This window comes from Rhodococcus sp. NPDC055024, assembly GCF_053608585.1.
Window position 1 is genome coordinate 221457 of the sequence record NZ_JBSGVT010000003.1, and the last position, 17645, is coordinate 239101.

Below are 17645 nucleotides of genomic sequence, written 5' to 3' on the forward strand. Positions count from 1 at the left end.
CTTTGTCGCTTCTTCGCTCGGAGTCTGTCTTCTCATGTTCAACCTTCTTTTGTTCACTCTTGTCGGCGTCGGCGCCCAGCTCGTCGACGGCGCTCTCGGTATGGCTTTCGGTGTCACCGCAACCACTCTGCTGATGATCGGTGGGCTCGGTCCGGCTCAGGCGAGCGCCGCGGTTCACCTGGCCGAGGTCGGCACCACTCTCGCTTCGGGGGTGTCGCATTGGAAGTTCAAGAACATCGACTGGAAGTTGGTCGCGAAGCTGGGCGTGCCGGGTGCGGTCGGTGCATTTATCGGTGCCACCGTTCTCTCGGGTCTGTCGACCGAAGCTGCGGTCCCCATCACGGCGACGATTCTGCTGGCAATCGGTGTCTATGTGGCACTTCGCTTTTCGGTCCGTCCACCGGCCGTCGCGAATGCTCGCACCACCCCGCATACCGCTCGCTTCCTGTCTCCGCTCGGCCTGTTCGGTGGTTTCATCGACGCATCCGGTGGCGGCGGTTGGGGCCCGATCACCACCAGCACACTGCTCTCCCGCGGCAAGACCGCGCCGCGCACGGTGATCGGCTCGGTCAGCGCGTCGGAGTTCCTGGTCGCGTCCGCTGCATCACTGGGATTTCTCATCGGGCTCGGTCACGAGTCGATGGGCAACCTCCTCGTTGTTGCCGGTCTCGCTCTCGGCGGTGTGATCGCAGCACCGTTTGCGGCGTGGTTGGTCAGCCGCGTGCCCGCGACGTTGCTCGGAACGGCAGTGGGCGGCGTGATCGTGTTGACCAACGCGCAGAAGCTGTTCAAATCCTTCGACATCACCGGAGCGGTCACGGTGGCCGGATACCTCACCATCATCGCTGCCTGGGCAGCGTTGCTGTTCTACGCGTGGAAGCGGTCCACGCTCACCCCGGCCGAAGCAGAAGGCGACTTCACGGGAGTCGAACTCGCGGTCGAGACCGAACTCACCGAGCCTGCAGCCAAGCGCGAACGATAACTCGTCACAGAAGAAATCCCGGGTATCCGCGCTCGGATACCCGGGATTTCCTGCTTTCGCCTTTAGTTGCTTCCGTCGAACGCGTCGAGAATCCGCCCCGCAGCCAACGCTGCTGTCAGCGAACCGTCGCGCACGCTCTGCTCGACGTCGGCCCGGATCGCACGAACCCGATCGTTGCTGGAGAGCCTGCGTAGCAGCTGATCGTTGACCATCGTCCAGGTCCAGTCGACCTGCTGCTGTCGACGCTTCTCCTCGAACTGTCCCGCTTCGGTGAGCACCTCACGGTGCTTGGTGACAGTTCCCCAGAACTCGTCCAGACCGACACCTTCGAGGCCGCTCATCGTGATGACGGGCGGCTTCCAGATGGCGTCGTGCGGGTAGATCAGGCGCAGCGCTCCGGCCAGTTCGCGGGCTGCGCCTTTCGCCTCGCGCTCGTGCTTGCCGTCGGCCTTGTTGACCGCGACCAGATCCGCGAGTTCGAGTACACCCTTCTTGATCCCCTGCAGCTGATCGCCCGTACGAGCGAGGGTCAAGAACGTGAAGCAGTCCACCATGTTCGCGACGGTGACCTCGGACTGCCCGACGCCCACCGTTTCCACGAGGATGACGTCGAAACCGGCAGCCTCGAGAAGCACGATGGTCTCGCGGGTTGCCTTTGCAACACCGCCGAGGGTGCCGGACGTCGGTGACGGACGAATGTATGCGTTCTTCTCGACCGTGAGGCGAGCCATGCGCGTCTTGTCGCCGAGGATGGAGCCACCGGTGCGGGTGGAAGACGGATCGACCGCCAACACCGCAACCCGATGCCCCTTCTCCAGCAAGTACATTCCGAGCGCGTCGATGAAGGTCGACTTGCCGACGCCGGGGACGCCGGTGATGCCGATCCGGTGTGCTCCCCCGGCCTCGGGCAGCAACTTCAGCAGAAGCTGCTGCGCCAGAGCCCGGTGGTCGTCGCGAGTGGACTCGACGAGGGTGATCGCCCGAGCGAGGCCGGCACGTTGATTTCCACGTACCGCCTCGGCGAGAGAATCAACTGATGGCCTTGCCGCTGGCGACGGCGTGTCGATGGGCTGACGTGCCATCTTCAGTGACCCCCTTCTCAGCTGTTGTCGTGACCCAGTTGGGCGGAGAGCTTCTCCAACAATCCGCTGGCGGCGTCGGCGATGACGGTTCCGGGCGGGAAGATGGCAGCAGCGCCGGCCTCGTAGAGTTCGTCGAAGTCACCGGGCGGAATGACGCCGCCGACGACGATCATGATGTCGGGACGACCGGCCGCAGCCAGAGCCTCCCGAAGCGCCGGCACCAAGGTGAGGTGACCGGCTGCCAACGACGACACACCGACTACGTGGACGTCGTTGTCGGCCGCCTGGTTGGCGACCTCTTCGGGGGTCTGGAACAGCGGTCCGACGTCGACGTCGAATCCGATGTCGGCAAATGCCGTGGAGATGACCTTCTGGCCACGGTCGTGACCGTCCTGGCCCATCTTCGCAACGAGGATGCGGGGACGACGTCCCTCGTCCTCGGCGAACTTCTCGACCAATTCCATCGCCTTGCTGATGTTGCTCACCGTTCCTGCCTCGTCGCGGTACACACCACTGATGGTGCGGATCTCCGCCTGGTGGCGTCCGTACACCTTTTCGAGGGCGTCGGAAATCTCGCCGACGGTAGCCATGGCGCGGGCCGCAACGACGGCGAGTGCGAGGAGGTTGTTCTCCATGCCGCCTTCGGTGGACGCTGCTGCGCGCGTGAGGTCGGCGAGTGCAGCCTCGACGGCTACCGGATCACGTTCTGCGCGAAGACGAACCAGCTTCTCGAGCTGTTCCTTACGCACCTTGGAGTTCTCGACCTTGAGAACCTCGATCGTGTCGACCTCGTCGGGAACGTATTTGTTGACGCCGACCAACGGCTGACGACCGGAGTCGATGCGCGCCTGCGTACGAGCGGCAGCTTCCTCGATGCGCAGCTTCGGAATGCCCTCGTTGATGGCCTGAGCCATTCCGCCGGCTTCCTCGACTTCTTCGATGTGCTTACGTGCCCGGTTGGCGAGCTCGTTGGTGAGCCACTCGACGTAGTACGAGCCGCCCCAGGGGTCGATCGGGCGAACGGTGCCGGACTCCTGCTGCAGCAGCAACTGGGTATTGCGGGCAATACGCGCGGAGAAGTCCGTCGGCAGAGCGATGGCTTCGTCGAGAGCGTTGGTGTGCAGCGACTGGGTGTGTCCCTGCGTGGCTGCCATGGCTTCGACGCAGGTACGCGGAACGTTGTTGAAGACGTCCTGCGCGGTCAGCGACCAGCCCGAGGTCTGCGAGTGGGTGCGCAGCGACAGGGACTTGGCGCTCTTGGGGTCGAACTTGGCAACCAGCTCGGCCCACAGGAGGCGTCCGGCGCGGAGCTTTGCGACCTCCATGAAGAAGTTCATGCCGATGGCCCAGAAGAAGGACAGGCGAGGCGCGAACTTGTCGATGTCCATCCCGGCGTCGAGGCCGGCGCGGATGTACTCGACGCCGTCGGCGAGGGTGTATGCCAGTTCCAGATCGGCAGTCGCTCCGGCTTCCTGGATGTGGTAGCCCGAGATGGAGATGGAGTTGTACTTCGGCATTTCCGCGCTGGAGTACGCGAAGATGTCCGAGATGATCCGCATCGAGGGCTTGGGCGGATAGATGTAGGTGTTACGAACCATGAACTCTTTGAGGATGTCGTTCTGGATCGTTCCGGCCAGCTTGTCCGGGGTGACACCCTGTTCCCCTGCCGCTGCGACGTACAGCGCGAGGATCGGCAGCACGGCACCGTTCATCGTCATCGAGACCGACACCTGCGAGAGATCGATTCCGTCGAAGAGCTGACGCATGTCGAGGATGGAATCGATTGCGACACCGGCCATTCCGACGTCACCGGCAACGCGCGGGTGGTCGGAGTCGTAGCCGCGGTGCGTGGCGAGGTCGAAGGCGACCGAGAGGCCCTTCTGACCGGCCGCGAGGTTACGACGGTAGAACGCATTCGACTCGGCGGCAGTGGAGAAGCCGGCGTACTGACGAATGGTCCACGGCTGGTTCACGTACATGGTCGGGTACGGACCACGCAGGAACGGCGCTGCGCCCGGGAAGCTGTCGAGCGGGTAACCGGACTCGGCTGCGGCCGTGCGGTCTGCGCCGGTGTACACCGGCTTGACGTCGATACCTTCCGGAGTGGACCAGACAACCTGCTCGGCGGCGTAGTTGTTGGCGTTGGCACCCTCTTCGATGAGCGCCTGGGCCTGCTCGACCGACGGCGGTGTGGGTGCCGGAGACTGCGGGTCCGCGAGTGGGACCTCGGCGAAACTGCCGATCACGTGCTTGACCTCTCGTGTCGTCACTTGGAGCTTCCCGTCTCGATGAAGTCGAGCAGTTCGGTCAGTGCCGACACTGCGTCGATGCGGGCGGTGAGGAATCCGTCCGGGCGAGAATCGCCGGTCGCGTCTGCGACTGCCTTTTCCGGGCCGGCCAGCAGCACCTTGGTGATACCGGCGGCGCGAAGTTCGGCGACGGCTGCTGCGGCACTTTCGCCGTAACGCTTGTCCGTGCCGCACAGCACCGCGACGGTGGCGCCGGAAGCCTTGACGGCTGCGGAGATGGCCTCGGCACCCACCTCGAGCGGGCCGGGGTTGATTGCGTCGATGCCGCCCGAAGCGAGCAGGTTGGACGCAAACGTGGTGCGCACGTTGTGTTCTGCGACCGAGCCCAGCGGCGCGAGAAGCGCAGTGGGGCGGGCGCCGCCGGCGGCGAGGAACGCGTCCGAACGGTCACGAAGCGCTTCGAACGCAGCTGCGTAGCGGGCGACGGACTGGCCGGGCTCGACTGCTTCGGCGGACAGCGGTGTTTCACCGAGGTTCGGGAACTCGTTGACACCGGTGACGGTGGTCTTGCGATGTGCGATGTCGGAGTCGCGCTTGGCCTTGGTGGCGGCGATGCGACCGGAGACGATTCCCGCCTCGAGTGCAGCCAGATATCCGCCGGCTGCTTCGATTTCCTGGAAGAACTCCCACGCGGTGGCTGCGATCTGCTGTGTCAGGTCTTCGACGTACCAGGATCCGGCCGAAGGATCGAGGACACGGCCCAGGTGCGACTCTTCGAGCAGGAGCAACTGTGTGTTTCGGGCGATGCGTGAGGAGAACGACTTGCTGACGCCGAGGGTGCCGTCGGCAAGCGCGACGTCGAACGGAAGTACCGTCACCGCGTCTGCTCCACCGACACCGGCGCCGAATGCAGCGAGGGTGGTGCGCAGCATGTTCACCCAGGGATCGCGCTGAGCCATCATCGCGGCGGAGGTGACCGCATGCTGGGGCGCTCCACCGAAATCGGAAGCTCCGCAGACCTGGGCGATACGTGCCCACACGAGACGTGCGGCACGGAACTTCGCGATGGTCTGGAACTGATCGTCGGTTGCCGAGTAGCGGAAAGCCAACTGCGACAACGCAGCACCGATGGTCAGGCCGCTCTCTGCGGTGAGTGCGCGGAGGTATTCGAGGCCTGCGGCGATCGCGGCTCCGAGTTCTTCGGCATCCCCGGCACCGGCGTTGTGGAACGCCGTGCCGTCGACGGTGATCGCGTGCACGGTTTCCGCGCGAGCTGCAGCGAGGGCAGCCAACTCGACGGCGTCGGCAAGTTCGACGTCGGCTGAGCCGGAAAACGAACTGGTCAGCGGAGCGGCACCGAGGTGGATGCGGATACCGGCGCGATCACTGACGCCGTCACCGGCTTCGGCACGCGCGTCGAGGAGTGAGAAGAGTGCGCGGGCGCCATCGCCGGCCTCCGCGCCTGCGTCGAGCGTCAGCGGCGCGAGATCGAGAAGCACGCCCTCGAGCGCAGCGGCGAGGTCGGTGACCGGAACGCCGCCCCCGCCCACCTTCAACCAGAGTGCGCTGACGCCGTTTTCGAGGGCGTCCAGGACGCTGCGATTCGTCTCGGCTGCGGAGGAGGTTCCGAATGTAGCGGAGACCAACCAGCCGGCATTGACGTCACGGTGAGCATCGACACCCCGCACGTACGGGAACGTGCCCGGCAGGGTCTGCTCGGGACGCTCGTCGCGTGGGCTGTAGAGCGGTGCGACAGTGACGCCGTCGTAGGTGACGGTTTCGAGCAGTTTCTGTGGCTCGGGGCCCAGTTCTGCCGCATCGACTCTGCGGGACTTGGCGAGCACACCGGCTACGGAGCGCTGCCACTCCGCGTATGCCTGCTCGACAGCCTCGGCTTCTGAAGCTAATGACACTGTGTCCGCTCCCTCTCATTTTTAGCGTGAGCGCTGTACCGATAATCGGAATTGTTCGTTAGTTCTGTGATGCTAACCCGCGTCTGAGCTCAGATATCGTGAGGATCACGTCAGGTTCTTCACAGTGCCGTTCACGACGCCGTTCACGACCACTTCCCGACCGGTCCGCCGGCGTGCGTGTTCAGTGATTCGGACACCTGCAACTGGTCCTTACCTAGCGATTGTTCAGCATGTATGTGAGTTACTCGCGAGTTCGTTTCACTGGCCGGGACTGCAGGTGTGGACCACCTGGAAAGCGTAGTGGTTTTCGTCACAGCTCAGCTTTCATTGTCGCCTGGAGCACGTGAATTTCCAGCATTCGGGATGGTCGTCGGCACACCGTTCCCAGCGCGCGAGCGACTCGGTTCACCGTTCACAGGTAGCCTTGTGACCTGTGATGGGACGCCTGCTGGACCGAAGAATGATCGTAATAGTCCTGGTAGTGCTCGCTTTGTTCCTCGCAGCCCTCCTCGCCCCACATCCCACGGTGTCTCAGGTGCGCGAGTGGGCGGACTCGGTTGGCCCGGCGTTTCCCCTCGTGTTCTTCCTGGTTCATTCGATAGTCACCGTCGCGCCGTTCCCGCGCACCGTCTTCACCCTCAGTGCGGGCGTTCTCTTCGGTTCGGTGACCGGCATCGCCCTGACCGTGGCGGCGACGACCGTGAGCGCTGTTCTGGCCCTCTACCTGGTGCGCGCCATCGGCCGCGACGTCGTCTGGCAACGGATTTCGAGTCCGACGATCCGGCGGGTGGACGAGCGGATCGAGAAGCGGGGGTGGCTGGCCGTCGGCTCGCTGCGCTTGATCGCGTTCGTCCCCTTCTCGGTGGTGAACTACTGCTGCGGCATTTCGTCGATCCGGATCGTGCCCTACGTCCTTGCCACCGTTGTCGGCATTTTGCCCGGCACCGTGGGGATCGTCGTTCTGGGTGACGCACTCTCCGGCGAAGCCGATCCTCGTCTCCTGATCCTGTCGGGGGTCTGTATTGCAATCGGCATCGCCGGTCTGGTGTTCGACGCTCGCCGCCAGCCCCCGTTGAGCGAAACCACCACCGACACGGGTCAACCTCAAGAGATTGATTTGATCGAGTCAACCCAAAACGATTGACTATTGAAAGTCAACTACATAACATTGACTAATGTTCGTACTAACGGTGGATCAACGAGGTAGCCGACGAGATGTCGATCGCGTCGGGGAGATTCTCGGTGCACTGTCCGGGTACAAACTCCTTCGACCGTTCGAGCGCACTGCAGGCGACGAGATTCAAGCGGTCACCGACGACCCGGCACTGCTCGTCCCCGTCGCACTGGAGCTGATTCGGCGCGAACACTGGAGTGTCGGGATCGGGATCGGCCCGGTCGAGCAGCCTCTCCCAAGACAGACTCGCGCCGGACGCGGGCCGGCGTTCGAAGCTGCGCGGGTCGCCGTCGAGCGCGCCAAGCGAGCGCCGGCCAAAATAGCCGTCGAGCAGGCACCGGCCGACAGATCGCGCGACGAACTTGCCGCCGACGTCGACGCCGCGTTCACCTTGCTCGGCACGATTGTCACGAGACAGACGAAAGACGGGCGCGAAGCCATCGCTCTGATGGACAGCGGACTCACTCAGATCAGCGCGGCCACCCAACTCGGAATCACCAAGCAGGCCATGTCGAAGCGACTCCTGACCGCCGGATGGCACGCAGAACTCGCCGGGCGCAGACTCGCAGAACGGCTTTTGGTCAGACTCCAGCCCTAGACTGCTCACGCTCGCACCAGTACAACTCGTCGACACAGCAGGGGGCTCGGATACATGGTCGTTCTGGCGTTGATCGCACTCGCCGCCGCCGCCGCCGCACCAGCAGTTGCAGCGGCGCTGGGACCGCTCAGTCGTGGTCGACTGGAAGTGCCCGAATGGGCGTCGTCCGTGGTGGCTCTTCCAGCGCTCGGTGTTGCCGCGCTGGCATCGACCCGAACGAGCCCGGTCACCGGATTTGCACTCGGGGCGACGCTTGTCCTGTGCGTACTTGCCGCCGCCACGGCCGGCGCACCGTTGGTGCTCGCCACCTTCAAGATCGCCCGCCGTCAACCGGACGGAAGCCCGGCACCGGATGCCGGACCTCTTCGCGGCGGACGTGTGATCGGAATACTCGAGCGACTCGCGGTGGCGGCGTCGATTCTCGCGACCTGGCCGGAAGGCATCGCGATCGTCTTGGCAGTCAAGGGACTCGCACGGTACCCGGAACTTCGCGAACCGCACGCGTCCGAGCAGTTCATCATGGGAACCTTCGTCAGCGTCCTCTGGGCGATCGCTGTATGTGGAACGGGACGGGCACTCATCACATAGGTGATGAGTCCCCGTCCCGACTACTACGAGTTACTACTACGAGAGGTGACTACTGGCGCTGGCCGCCTTCCGGCGGCTGACCCTGGTACGGGTACTTCTGCTGGAATTCTTCACGCTCGGACGGCAGCGGTAGCTGACCGGGCCACGGGTTTTCACCCTGCTGCGGTAGCGCGGGATCGGTGAATCCCGGCTGCTCGGGCGCACTTTCACGGCGGTGCCTGACTGCAGCTGCCGGATCTTCAACGGGTGTGCGCGCAGCAACTTCAGCGGCGCGCACTGCTTCTGCGATTGCCGGGTCGGATTTTGTCTCGAACCACTCTGCCACCTCAGCTGAATCGTCCTCAGGGTTGGGAAGATTCTCTTCGGCGGCCGGCGGCTCGTAACGGAAAACACCGTCCTGTCCCTGCGCGCCAAGCGTTTTCGCAAATCCCTTCAGCGCGTCACCGAAGTCGCTGGGTACGAGCCAGACCTTGTTTGCATCGCCCTGCGCCATCTGCGGCAACGTCTGAAGGTACTGGTATGCAAGCAATTCCGGAGTCGGCTTACCGGACTTGATGGCGGCGAAGACCTTCTCGATGGCCTTGGCCTCGCCTTGGGCCTGCAGGTACTTGGCCGCGCGGTCACCCTGAGCGCGAAGGATCTGAGACTGACGCTCGCCCTCGGCGTTCAGGATCGACGCCTGCTTGTTGCCCTCGGCAGAAAGAATCTGACTCTGCTTTGCACCCTCGGCGGTCTTGATGGCGGACTCACGGTGACCTTCAGCCGTCAGAATCATGGCGCGCTTTTCACGGTCCGCCTTCATCTGCTTCTCCATCGACTCCTGGATCGAGGGCGGCGGATCGATGCTCTTGAGCTCGACGCGGGCCACTCGCAGGCCCCAGCGACCGGTTGCCTCGTCGAGGACACCGCGAAGCTGACCGTTGATGGAATCACGCGAGGTCAGCGTCTCTTCGAGGGTCATTCCGCCGACGACGTTTCGCAGCGTCGTGGTTGCCAACTGCTCGACGGCAGCGATGTAGTTGCTGATCTCGTACACCGCAGCTTGGGGATTGGTGACCTGGAAGTACACCACGGTGTCGATGGACAGTGTCAGGTTGTCCTGGGTGATCACCGGTTGCGGCGGGAAGGAGACGACGCGCTCGCGAAGATCCACCTTGGCGCGCACGCGATCGGCGAACGGGATCAAGAACGTCAGCTGACCGGACACCGTCTTCGAATATCTGCCGAGCCGTTCGATGACCGCGGCTTCTGCCTGCGGTACCAGTGCCACCGACTTCGCGACCACCAAGATCACGAATAGCACCAACACACCGAGCACTATGAGTGCTGCCATTAAGGTCCCCTCCAGACGACTGCTGTTGCGCCGTTGATTTCCATCACCGTCACCTTGGTGCCCGGCGGGTACACCTCGGTGGTGTCGTACGGCCTGGCAGTCCACACCTCGCCGTCCAACTTGACCTGCCCGGAATGCTCGCCCACTTCTTCCAGAACCAGAGCGTGCTTACCTTCGAGTGCTTGAATTCCGGTCGGGGTCGGCGGCGGACTACCGAAGCGACGCAACATGATCGGTCGCACGCCCAGGACCAGAGCGGCGGAGAAAACTCCGAACATGACGGCGTCGACCCACACCGGGAAGTCGGTGACAGCACTGACACCGGCAGTAGCGAGCGCCCCACCGGCGAGCATCAGCAGGAAGAAATCCCCCACCAACGCCTCGGCCCCGGCGAGCACAAGTGCTCCGATCAGCCAAATTAGTGCAGCCACAACACCATCTAACCAGAATGTGTGACCCAGGCCGCCGCTACGTCAGTTCGGCTCGGTAACGAAATCGACAAGTTGTTCGACGGCGCCGATCAACGGAGCTTCCAGATCGCGGAAGCTCTCCACCGAGTTGTAGACCCGTCGCCAGCCCTCCTGAGGGGTCCCCCAACCGAGTTCGCGGCAGATTCCCGTCTTCCAATCCTCCCCGCGCGGAATCTTCGGCCAGGCTGCGATACCGACGGATGTGGGGCGCACTGCCTCCCAGACGTCGATGTACGGGTGACCGGTCACCAGCACGTTCGGGCCGAGGCCCTGCGTCAGTTGGGTTTCCTTGGAACCGGTGACCAGGTGGTCGACCAGGACCCCGACGCGGCGGCCGGGACCTGGACCGAATTCGGCAAGCCGCTCCCCCAGATTGTCGAGTCCTTCGAGATGTTCGACGACAACGCCTTCGACGCGAAGGTCGTGACCCCATACCCGCTCGACGAGGGCGGCGTCGTGCACGCCCTCCACCCAGATCCGGCTGGGCAGTGCCGTGCGGGCACGCAAGCCTTCGACTCGCGTCGAACCCGAAGCCGACCGTGCGGGCTTGGCGGACGCGGGCTTGGGTGCAGGCCGGACGAGGGTGACCGGTGAGCCGTCGACGAGGAAAGCCGCCTCGCGCATCGCGAACAACCGCGTCCGGGAACGCCCGTCCTCGAGGCGCACGAAATCGCCGTCGTACGTGCGCTCGAAACCGACTACCGCCCCGCAGAATCCCGTCGCCGCATCCTCGACGACTAGATCACGTTCGGCCGCCACTTCGGGCGTCACGCGCTTCTGTTTACGGGTATGACCCGCAAAAATGTCACCGTATCCGTTGCCACCGCTCACGCCGGATCACGCTAGGTCACAACGCCGGGGCCGCGCATCTCGCCACGCCGAACTAAACTTCACGGTCATGAGTTCTCCCAGCGCAACCCTCACCGTGTGGGCAGCGTCATGGCTCGCCGGCGACGCTGCGCCGGACGACGTCATCGACGCCCTTGCCGCGTGGGCACCGATGCACCTGATCGGGGCCGCCGATGCGGAAACCGCAGTCCGCCACGATCTCGAGTGGCCGGGTCTCACGGCATCCGGTATCTCCACGCTGCTGAGAATCGCGCGCTCGGAGGCCGCCGAAGTCCGCCTGGTCCTTCCCACGGCCGGCGACGTGCGAGGCCTGCCTACGGGAACTGAGTTCGCTCGCGCTGCGATCAACGCGGGTGAGGGGATACAAATCGGCGCCGTCGGCAAACCTGGAGTCGGCCTCGTGCCGTCGAAGGAAGGCCCGGACGTCTTGCGGTGGACGGTCTTCTCCATCCCGACTGTGGCGGGCAGCGCCGAAACGATCGGACTCCGCGAAGCCGAATACGAACTGCGTCAAGCTGTTCGGGATGCAGCGGAGATCCTCGGCGGGCTTCCGACTGTTGCCACGGGTATGCCCGGAAGCGACGCGCGCACCCTGGTCGCCGAAGCACTGCAGGCGCAGGCCGGGTATCGCTGGCCGTCGACGCTGTCACCGCGGCATCTGCAGGTGATCGACACCGCAGACAACGTGGCAGCGATTCTTGCCGTCGCCGCGTCGGCCGGGACCAATCAGGCACCGAGCGTGTCCACCGCGCAGACGCGTGAAGACCTGCTGCGTCGACTGTGGGACGTCGTCCGCATCGCCCGTGTTGCGTCGGCCAACAGCGTGTCGATCAGAGCTTGAGCACGAAGTTCCGGCGTTTCTCGGCAAACCCGTTGCGGTCACCGAACATGTCGATCTTCATCTCTTCGAGTTCACGTTCCTCATAGGGCTGCACCGGATCACGTTCCAGCCGAAGACGTTTGCGCTCCAGCATCGATTCCATGCGATCTCCTTCGAGTAAGTCGACGGCGACCTTGTCCAGCCACGCCTCGAACAGATCCGGCCGCCTGGGGCCGATCGCGTCGACCAGTCCGATGTCCAATGCGCGGCGAATACCGATAGGGCTGCATTCGGTCAGCAGGCTGCGTGCCTGCTCCTCGCCCACGCGGGCCGGAAGCGTGTACGTGTGCAGTTCCGAGCCGAACAGGCCCATCGTGGCGTAGTGAGGATTGAGAACCACACCGTCCCTGGCCACGACTACGTCGGCTCCGAGCGGGAGCATGACCCCGCCGGCACCGGCGTTGCCGGTGAAGGCCGCAACCACCACCTGCTCCGTACAGGTGACTATCGCTTTCGCGATCTCGTTGATGGCCTTGATATTGGCCCACGCTTCTCCGGCTTGATCCGACGCCGCCTCGATGACGTTGAGGTGGATGCCGTTGCTGAATCTGTCGTAGTCGCCCGTGAGGACAAGGATCTTGGTGTCCTGCGCGATCGCCCAGCGCAGCCTGGCCACCAGGCGTGCGCATTGCTTCGTACTCATCGCGCCGTTGTAGAAGCGGAACGAGAGATATCCGATATCGCCGTCCCGGTGATAGTCGGTCTCGGGATAACGGCTCTCCCAGACCTGCGGAACGAACACGTCCGGCCGCACGACAGCGGTCGACGGAAGTTTGACATTGCCCGCGCCGACGAGCCGAGCATGCCCGATCCACACCGAGCCTGCCCCGGTAGCAACGCGTATTGCCTGGTGGAAGTACTCGACGATGGTGCCAGGTGCCGCATCGACGTGGGCGTCGAGGAAAGCGTCGTAGACGTAGACACGGTCGAGCCCGAGTTGAACGGCGACGCCGGGAAACCCGTCGGCGGCGTTGACGGCGCGGACGATGCTCGATGCGTCCTCCGCCCAACTGAACACGCGATCGGACTGTTTCATGCTCGGCCTCGATCGGGCCGATGCCACGGGCCTGGAAACGCGCTCGGACGGGATCGGCTGGAAATCAGGAGTACGGAAATGCTCGACGACCTCCGCTATGCACTCCATCGCCGCGTCGGTGACGGCCCCGTTGTACACCGAGGATTTGGTTGCCCCGCTCGGAAGTTCGAAGGTCCGCCACGCCCACACCGCTCCTGCATCGAGTTCCTCGGCGGCCTGCAATGCGGTGACTCCCCAGATCGGTTCGTCGTCTGCAATTGCCCAGTCCAGCGACGACGGTCCGCGATCTCCGGGTGGGCCGGGGTGAATGATGATCGTCGTCCACCGCTGCCAAATGGATTCCGGTACATAGGCTTTCAGGAATGGGCAGATGACGATATCGAAATCCCCGGCCGCCGTTGCGGCCAGCGCCGATTCTGCGTCGGCTACGACGGAGGTGCGGACCAGGTGTCCTGCCTCCCGAAGAACCAGGGCGGCCCGCTGGGAAAGACCGTTGTCGGAGGTGACGAGGAGAAGCACGCTCAACGGCGGCGCGGAAGAGACGTGTGGGCGCGAGCGCCGGAACAGCGCCGCGGTGGCCGCCCGCAAGCGCCCTTTGGCCGATCCACCTTCGCGTAGCTTCACCGTAGCTCCTACACCCGCAGTGGCCACAGAAGTCGCGAGGGCAGCGGATGTGGGCAGCGGTGTGACTTCGGGGGTTGAAACCATGGATTCCTGCTCGCATGCTCGAGTATCCGCAGCGCAGACCCAACTCCCCCCAGAGCCGGGCCGACGCACCGATAGATTGATTGAGGTATCTAGGGACTTTATACCTACCGTCGGTTTGTTTCAATAGCTATTTTCAAGCAAACAGTTTGTCTGGTCAACGCCCGGGCTTGTGATTGATCGCGATGTGGCGGTCGATTCGAATATGTTCGTCCAGCGTCGGGTAGCGCAGACCGGTGTCCTGGCTGTACCCCTGACGGCGCAACCAATCCAGGACATCGCCCCAGAACCAGATACCACCGGCCACCGAATTGTAAGGAATCGGAAAAGGAGTAGCGGCCTGCCGAACCCCTCGCACCCATTGTCCGACGGCTTGCCGGGTCACGCCCGCACGGTCGGCAATGTCCTGGCGTGACACCAGGTCAGGATGTGTCCGCTGTGGGCGCACGCCCGCGGCCACCAACTGGTCCACCACGGTGATAGCCGTCGTCGCTGCGCGCATGCCCTCCGCGGTGAGCGTCAGCAACTGCAACCCACGTCGATCCTCGACTCTTCCGCCCAAGCTCTCTTCGATCGCCTGCTCTTGCGAGACTGTCAGCATCTGAACGATGAATGTGAATTCGTAACGGTGATAGAGGTCTTCGGCCACGCAATGAACATAGCCGTAAGCTGCACTGTTTCCACATGGACACACCCGGATCCCACCGTCGCACGCACAATGGGCAAATGATCGACGTGGACGACAGTCAGTTCGAGGACATGGTCAAACGGGCGCTCGACAGTCTGCCGCCCAAATTGGGTGCGGAGATGGCCAATGTCGCGGTGACCGTTCAACTCGAAGGGGGACGACCAGGGCTACTCGGGCTGTATCAAGGTATCCCGCTGACCAAGAGAACCACCACGTACGCGGGCGTACTCCCCGACCGCATCACGATCTACCGCAGGGCCATCTGTGCGATCTGCAGCACCGAAGACGAGGTCATCGAGCAGGTTCGCCGAACCGTGATCCACGAGATCGGGCACCACTTCGGGATCGGGGATCCCCGGTTGCGCGAACTCGGATGGTGACAACCGACTCATCTACAAGTCGGAAATCAGCTAGAGGTTGATAATCGGCGAATTGTCATGTCAGCTGTACCAAGCCCGCAACAATTGAACACTCACAGGAGTTCGCATGGTCAATTTGATCCAGATCGCCCCGAAGAATGCCCCGACGTTTGCGATGAGCCGACAAAAGGCTGCCGAACTGTTGGGTATCTCGGTCGACAGCGTCGCGTTTCTCCTCAAGTCTCGTTATCTGCCGGATCTGGACGCCGGCCGGTTGATCTCGATGGCCAACCAACCGTGGTTGTACTCGGACGGCGACTTTCCCGTCCTTCAGCAAGGCGCATCCGAACTTGCACCGAAGAAGATGCTGCCCGCCCGTAAGTACATCGGCGAGAGCGCAATTCACTCCGATGCCGAATGCGTGGAAGCCAACCAGGGACAGTGGGCCGGCTTCAATGTCGACCACGTGTTGAGCGCCCGCTTCCTGCCCGTGACGCTGCGCAAGTTCCCGGTGTCGGTTCTGCAGATCCACGACGTCAACGACGATGACGAGGAACGGGTCTCGTTTGTCGCGACCCTCGCCGGGCGAGTCCGCGAACTGGGCGCGCCCGAACTCAACTACATCGACCCGTCACTGAGCCCGCAAGAGCGACAGATCGTCGAGACGCTCCTCACCTCGCGCAGCACGTCCACCGTTCCGGGGCCCTGCGGAAAGCTCAAGCAGCCGAACACCTGAGCGTCGGGGCGTCAGCGGGGGCGCTGAACGGCCGCGCAGCAGTTCACTGCGCACGAGAGTCCGTTGGTGGTCGAGCCGAGCAGCGGCTCGACCCCCAGTCGCAGTGGCTGCTCGGCCTCGGCCAGTTCCTGAACGAGCGTGGGCACCAGCTGCGCAAAACGCTGATCGCGGCCGGGTGTCGCTGCACGAACGAAATCCATCCCGAGTTCGGCTGCCTTGTCCTTGGCCTCGGTATCCAGATCCCACACCACTTCGAGGTGATCGGAGACGAAGCCGACGGGGCACACGATCACAGCACGAACATCCTTGGCGGACAACGTATCCAGATGATCGCAAATGTCAGGGTCCAGCCACGGAACCTGCGGCGGGCCTGATCGCGACTGCCACACCAGATCAAAATCTTCGACGCCGACGGCTTCGGCAACAAGCTTCGCGGCCTCGGCGACCTGCCGGCTGTAGAGGTTTCCGCCCTCCGTCGGGGGACCCGCATTGCGGTCTGCGGCAATCGGTACCGAATGCGCTGTGAACACCAGGCGCGCGGTATCGCGAGTCGCTTCGGGCAACTCGGCGCGGGCAGCTCGGACCCCGTCGGCGAATGCGCCGACGACCAGCGGATGGTCGTAGTACTGGCGGAGTTTGGTCAGCGTCGGTGCGCCGTCACCGACCGCCTCACGGGCACGGGCGATGTCCTCGTGGTACTGCCGACACCCGGAGTAACCGCCCCACGCCGACGTGGCGAACACGGCGGCGTTGCGGACACCGTCCTCGCGCATCTTGGCAACGGTGTCTTCGACCATCGGGTGCCAGTTGCGGTTGCCGAAGTACACGGGCAAGTCCAGGCCGGCTGCTGCCAGTTCACCCTCGACCCGGTCGATCAGGTCCCGATTGAGCGCGTTGATAGGTGAAACCCCACCGAAATGCATGTAGTGCTCGACGACGGCGTCGAGGCGCTCCGCCGGCACTCCCCTACCGCGCGTGACGTTTTCGAGGAAGGGTCGTACGTCTTCGGGTTTTTCGGGACCGCCGAACGACAAAACGAGAAGAGCATCGAACTGCATGTCCATACTTGCGGTCATGAGTTCAATCTTGCGCGATGCCGTTCGGCGGGGATCATCCGGGTACTCACCTGCGTAGTAGAACTAGTGCTACTAGCCGACCATCGCGTGGAAGCCGCCGTCGACGTAGATGATCGACGCGGTCGTGCCGGGCAACCAATCCGAGAGGACGGTGCAGACGGTCTTGGCCACGGGCTCGCGATCGTCGACGTCCCAGCCGATGGGCGCAGCGCCGTCCCACGCGGTGTTGAGCTTGTCCAACTCCGCGCCCGGACCGGTGCTGTCACCGGCAATGGCCTTGGCGGCCAGGGTCTTGATCGGACCGGAGGACACCAGGTTCGAGCGGATGCCACGAACGCCGACCTCTTTGGCCACATAGCGGTTCACGGCCTCGAGCGTCGCTTTGGAGACGCCCATCCAGTTGTAGAACGGCATCGCGCGTGCCGGATCGAAGTCCATACCGACGATGGACGCGTTGTCGTTGAGCACCGGCAGCAACGCCTTGGCCAGCGCGCTGTACGAGTATGCGGACACCTCGAGTGCGACCGCCACGTCCTCCCACGGCGCGTCCATGAACGGGCTTCCCAGGCAGGAACGGGGGGCAAAGCCGATCGAGTGGACGACGCCGTCGATACCCTCGGGAGCCAGCTCGCGAACACGCTCGGCGAGGGAGGCGAGATCCTCGGAACTCTGGACGTTGAGCGAGATTGCCGGCGGCACGGGCTGCGGCAGGCGCTGTGCGATGCGGTCGATGAGGCGCAGACGATCGAACCCGGTGATGAGAACCTTCGCGCCCTGCTCCTGCGCGACCTTGGCCACGTGGAACGCGATCGACGAATCGGTGATGATGCCGGTGACAAGAATGGTCTTACCCTCGAGCAAACCGCCCATGAGATGTCCTCCTGATTTCAGACGTACGAGAAAGGTGTGCGTGTTCGAAAAAGCGGG

The 17645-nt window shown here is 63.8% G+C and carries 17 protein-coding genes; 7 read left to right on the plus strand and 10 right to left on the minus strand.

All coding sequences use genetic code 11. The features are described from left to right. The first annotated feature begins 34 nt into the window (after nucleotides 1–34). Entirely contained in the window at nucleotides 35–982 is a 948-nt protein-coding gene (locus ACWF6P_RS09800) for a sulfite exporter TauE/SafE family protein (RefSeq protein ID WP_452620896.1), read from the plus strand. Nucleotides 983–1044: 62 nt separating this feature from the next. Here ACWF6P_RS09800 and meaB read toward each other — a convergent pair whose 3' ends face one another. Genes meaB through mutA form a run of 3 tightly spaced genes read right to left on the minus strand, consistent with a single transcriptional unit; the run spans nucleotide 1045 to nucleotide 6226 of the window. Beyond that, nucleotides 1045–2064, minus strand: coding sequence for a methylmalonyl Co-A mutase-associated GTPase MeaB (gene meaB, locus ACWF6P_RS09805; protein ID WP_378544224.1), 1020 nt, complete (start codon nucleotides 2062–2064; stop codon nucleotides 1045–1047). 17 nt (nucleotides 2065–2081) lie between these two features. After that, the gene (gene scpA, locus ACWF6P_RS09810) at nucleotides 2082–4334 is read right to left on the minus strand and encodes a methylmalonyl-CoA mutase (RefSeq protein ID WP_452620897.1); all 2253 of its coding nucleotides are present in this window, start codon (nucleotides 4332–4334) and stop codon (nucleotides 2082–2084) included. Further along, a complete protein-coding gene (gene mutA / locus ACWF6P_RS09815; RefSeq protein ID WP_452620898.1) occupies nucleotides 4331–6226 on the minus strand; it encodes a methylmalonyl-CoA mutase small subunit in 1896 nt (631 codons plus the stop codon). The genes scpA and mutA overlap by 4 nt, the downstream gene beginning before the upstream one ends. 460 nt (nucleotides 6227–6686) lie before the next feature. Here mutA and ACWF6P_RS09820 point away from each other — a divergent pair, with 460 nt between their 5' ends. Genes ACWF6P_RS09820 through ACWF6P_RS09830 form a run of 3 tightly spaced genes read left to right on the plus strand, consistent with a single transcriptional unit; the run spans nucleotide 6687 to nucleotide 8586 of the window. Continuing rightward, nucleotides 6687–7370, plus strand: a complete 684-nt coding sequence (locus ACWF6P_RS09820) for a TVP38/TMEM64 family protein (RefSeq protein ID WP_452620899.1) — start codon at nucleotides 6687–6689, stop codon at nucleotides 7368–7370. 31 nt (nucleotides 7371–7401) lie between these two features. After that, on the plus strand, nucleotides 7402–7998 hold the full coding sequence (locus ACWF6P_RS09825) for a hypothetical protein (RefSeq protein ID WP_452620900.1): 597 nt from the start codon (nucleotides 7402–7404) through the stop codon (nucleotides 7996–7998). 54 nt (nucleotides 7999–8052) lie between these two features. Beyond that, on the plus strand, nucleotides 8053–8586 hold the full coding sequence (locus ACWF6P_RS09830) for a hypothetical protein (RefSeq protein WP_452620901.1): 534 nt from the start codon (nucleotides 8053–8055) through the stop codon (nucleotides 8584–8586). 49 nt (nucleotides 8587–8635) lie between these two features. Here the strand turns inward: ACWF6P_RS09830 and ACWF6P_RS09835 are convergent, their stop codons facing one another. Genes ACWF6P_RS09835 through ACWF6P_RS09845 form a run of 3 tightly spaced genes read right to left on the minus strand, consistent with a single transcriptional unit; the run spans nucleotide 8636 to nucleotide 11220 of the window. Next, on the minus strand, nucleotides 8636–9919 hold the full coding sequence (locus tag ACWF6P_RS09835; RefSeq protein WP_378445985.1) for an SPFH domain-containing protein: 1284 nt from the start codon (nucleotides 9917–9919) through the stop codon (nucleotides 8636–8638). Continuing rightward, complete coding sequence (locus ACWF6P_RS09840) at nucleotides 9919–10350, minus strand: NfeD family protein (RefSeq protein WP_003944877.1); 432 nt, start codon at nucleotides 10348–10350, stop codon at nucleotides 9919–9921. Before ACWF6P_RS09840 ends, ACWF6P_RS09835 begins: the two co-directional genes overlap by 1 nt. Before the next feature lie 42 nt (nucleotides 10351–10392). Further along, nucleotides 10393–11220: a DUF3097 domain-containing protein gene (locus ACWF6P_RS09845; protein ID WP_452620902.1), complete on the minus strand. Its 828-nt coding sequence runs from the start codon at nucleotides 11218–11220 to the stop codon at nucleotides 10393–10395. A gap of 67 nt (nucleotides 11221–11287) precedes the next feature. Between ACWF6P_RS09845 and ACWF6P_RS09850 the strand changes: the two genes are divergently transcribed. Beyond that, nucleotides 11288–12079, plus strand: a complete 792-nt coding sequence (locus tag ACWF6P_RS09850; protein ID WP_452620903.1) for a hypothetical protein — start codon at nucleotides 11288–11290, stop codon at nucleotides 12077–12079. On the opposite strand, the gene ACWF6P_RS09855 is transcribed toward ACWF6P_RS09850, so the two are convergent. Then, nucleotides 12069–13778, minus strand: coding sequence for an enoyl-CoA hydratase-related protein (locus tag ACWF6P_RS09855; RefSeq protein ID WP_452620904.1), 1710 nt, complete (start codon nucleotides 13776–13778; stop codon nucleotides 12069–12071). The two genes, ACWF6P_RS09850 and ACWF6P_RS09855, sit on opposite strands and share 11 nt — an antisense overlap. Nucleotides 13779–14016: 238 nt before the next feature. Further along, nucleotides 14017–14508 (minus strand): hypothetical protein, encoded by a 492-nt coding sequence (locus ACWF6P_RS09860; protein WP_378544251.1) that lies wholly within the window; start codon nucleotides 14506–14508, stop codon nucleotides 14017–14019. A gap of 77 nt (nucleotides 14509–14585) precedes the next feature. Between ACWF6P_RS09860 and ACWF6P_RS09865 the strand changes: the two genes are divergently transcribed. Beyond that, nucleotides 14586–14927, plus strand: coding sequence for a metallopeptidase family protein (locus tag ACWF6P_RS09865; protein ID WP_003944783.1), 342 nt, complete (start codon nucleotides 14586–14588; stop codon nucleotides 14925–14927). 106 nt (nucleotides 14928–15033) lie between these two features. Next, nucleotides 15034–15642: a transcriptional regulator gene (locus tag ACWF6P_RS09870; RefSeq protein WP_452620905.1), complete on the plus strand. Its 609-nt coding sequence runs from the start codon at nucleotides 15034–15036 to the stop codon at nucleotides 15640–15642. A gap of 11 nt (nucleotides 15643–15653) precedes the next feature. Here ACWF6P_RS09870 and ACWF6P_RS09875 read toward each other — a convergent pair whose 3' ends face one another. Both ACWF6P_RS09875 and inhA read right to left on the minus strand, forming a co-directional pair. Next, nucleotides 15654–16706 (minus strand): ferrochelatase, encoded by a 1053-nt coding sequence (locus ACWF6P_RS09875; RefSeq protein WP_378631320.1) that lies wholly within the window; start codon nucleotides 16704–16706, stop codon nucleotides 15654–15656. Between the two features lie 84 nt (nucleotides 16707–16790). Continuing rightward, nucleotides 16791–17588, minus strand: a complete 798-nt coding sequence (gene inhA / locus ACWF6P_RS09880) for an NADH-dependent enoyl-ACP reductase InhA (protein WP_003944803.1) — start codon at nucleotides 17586–17588, stop codon at nucleotides 16791–16793. Nucleotides 17589–17645: the final 57 nt, after the last annotated feature.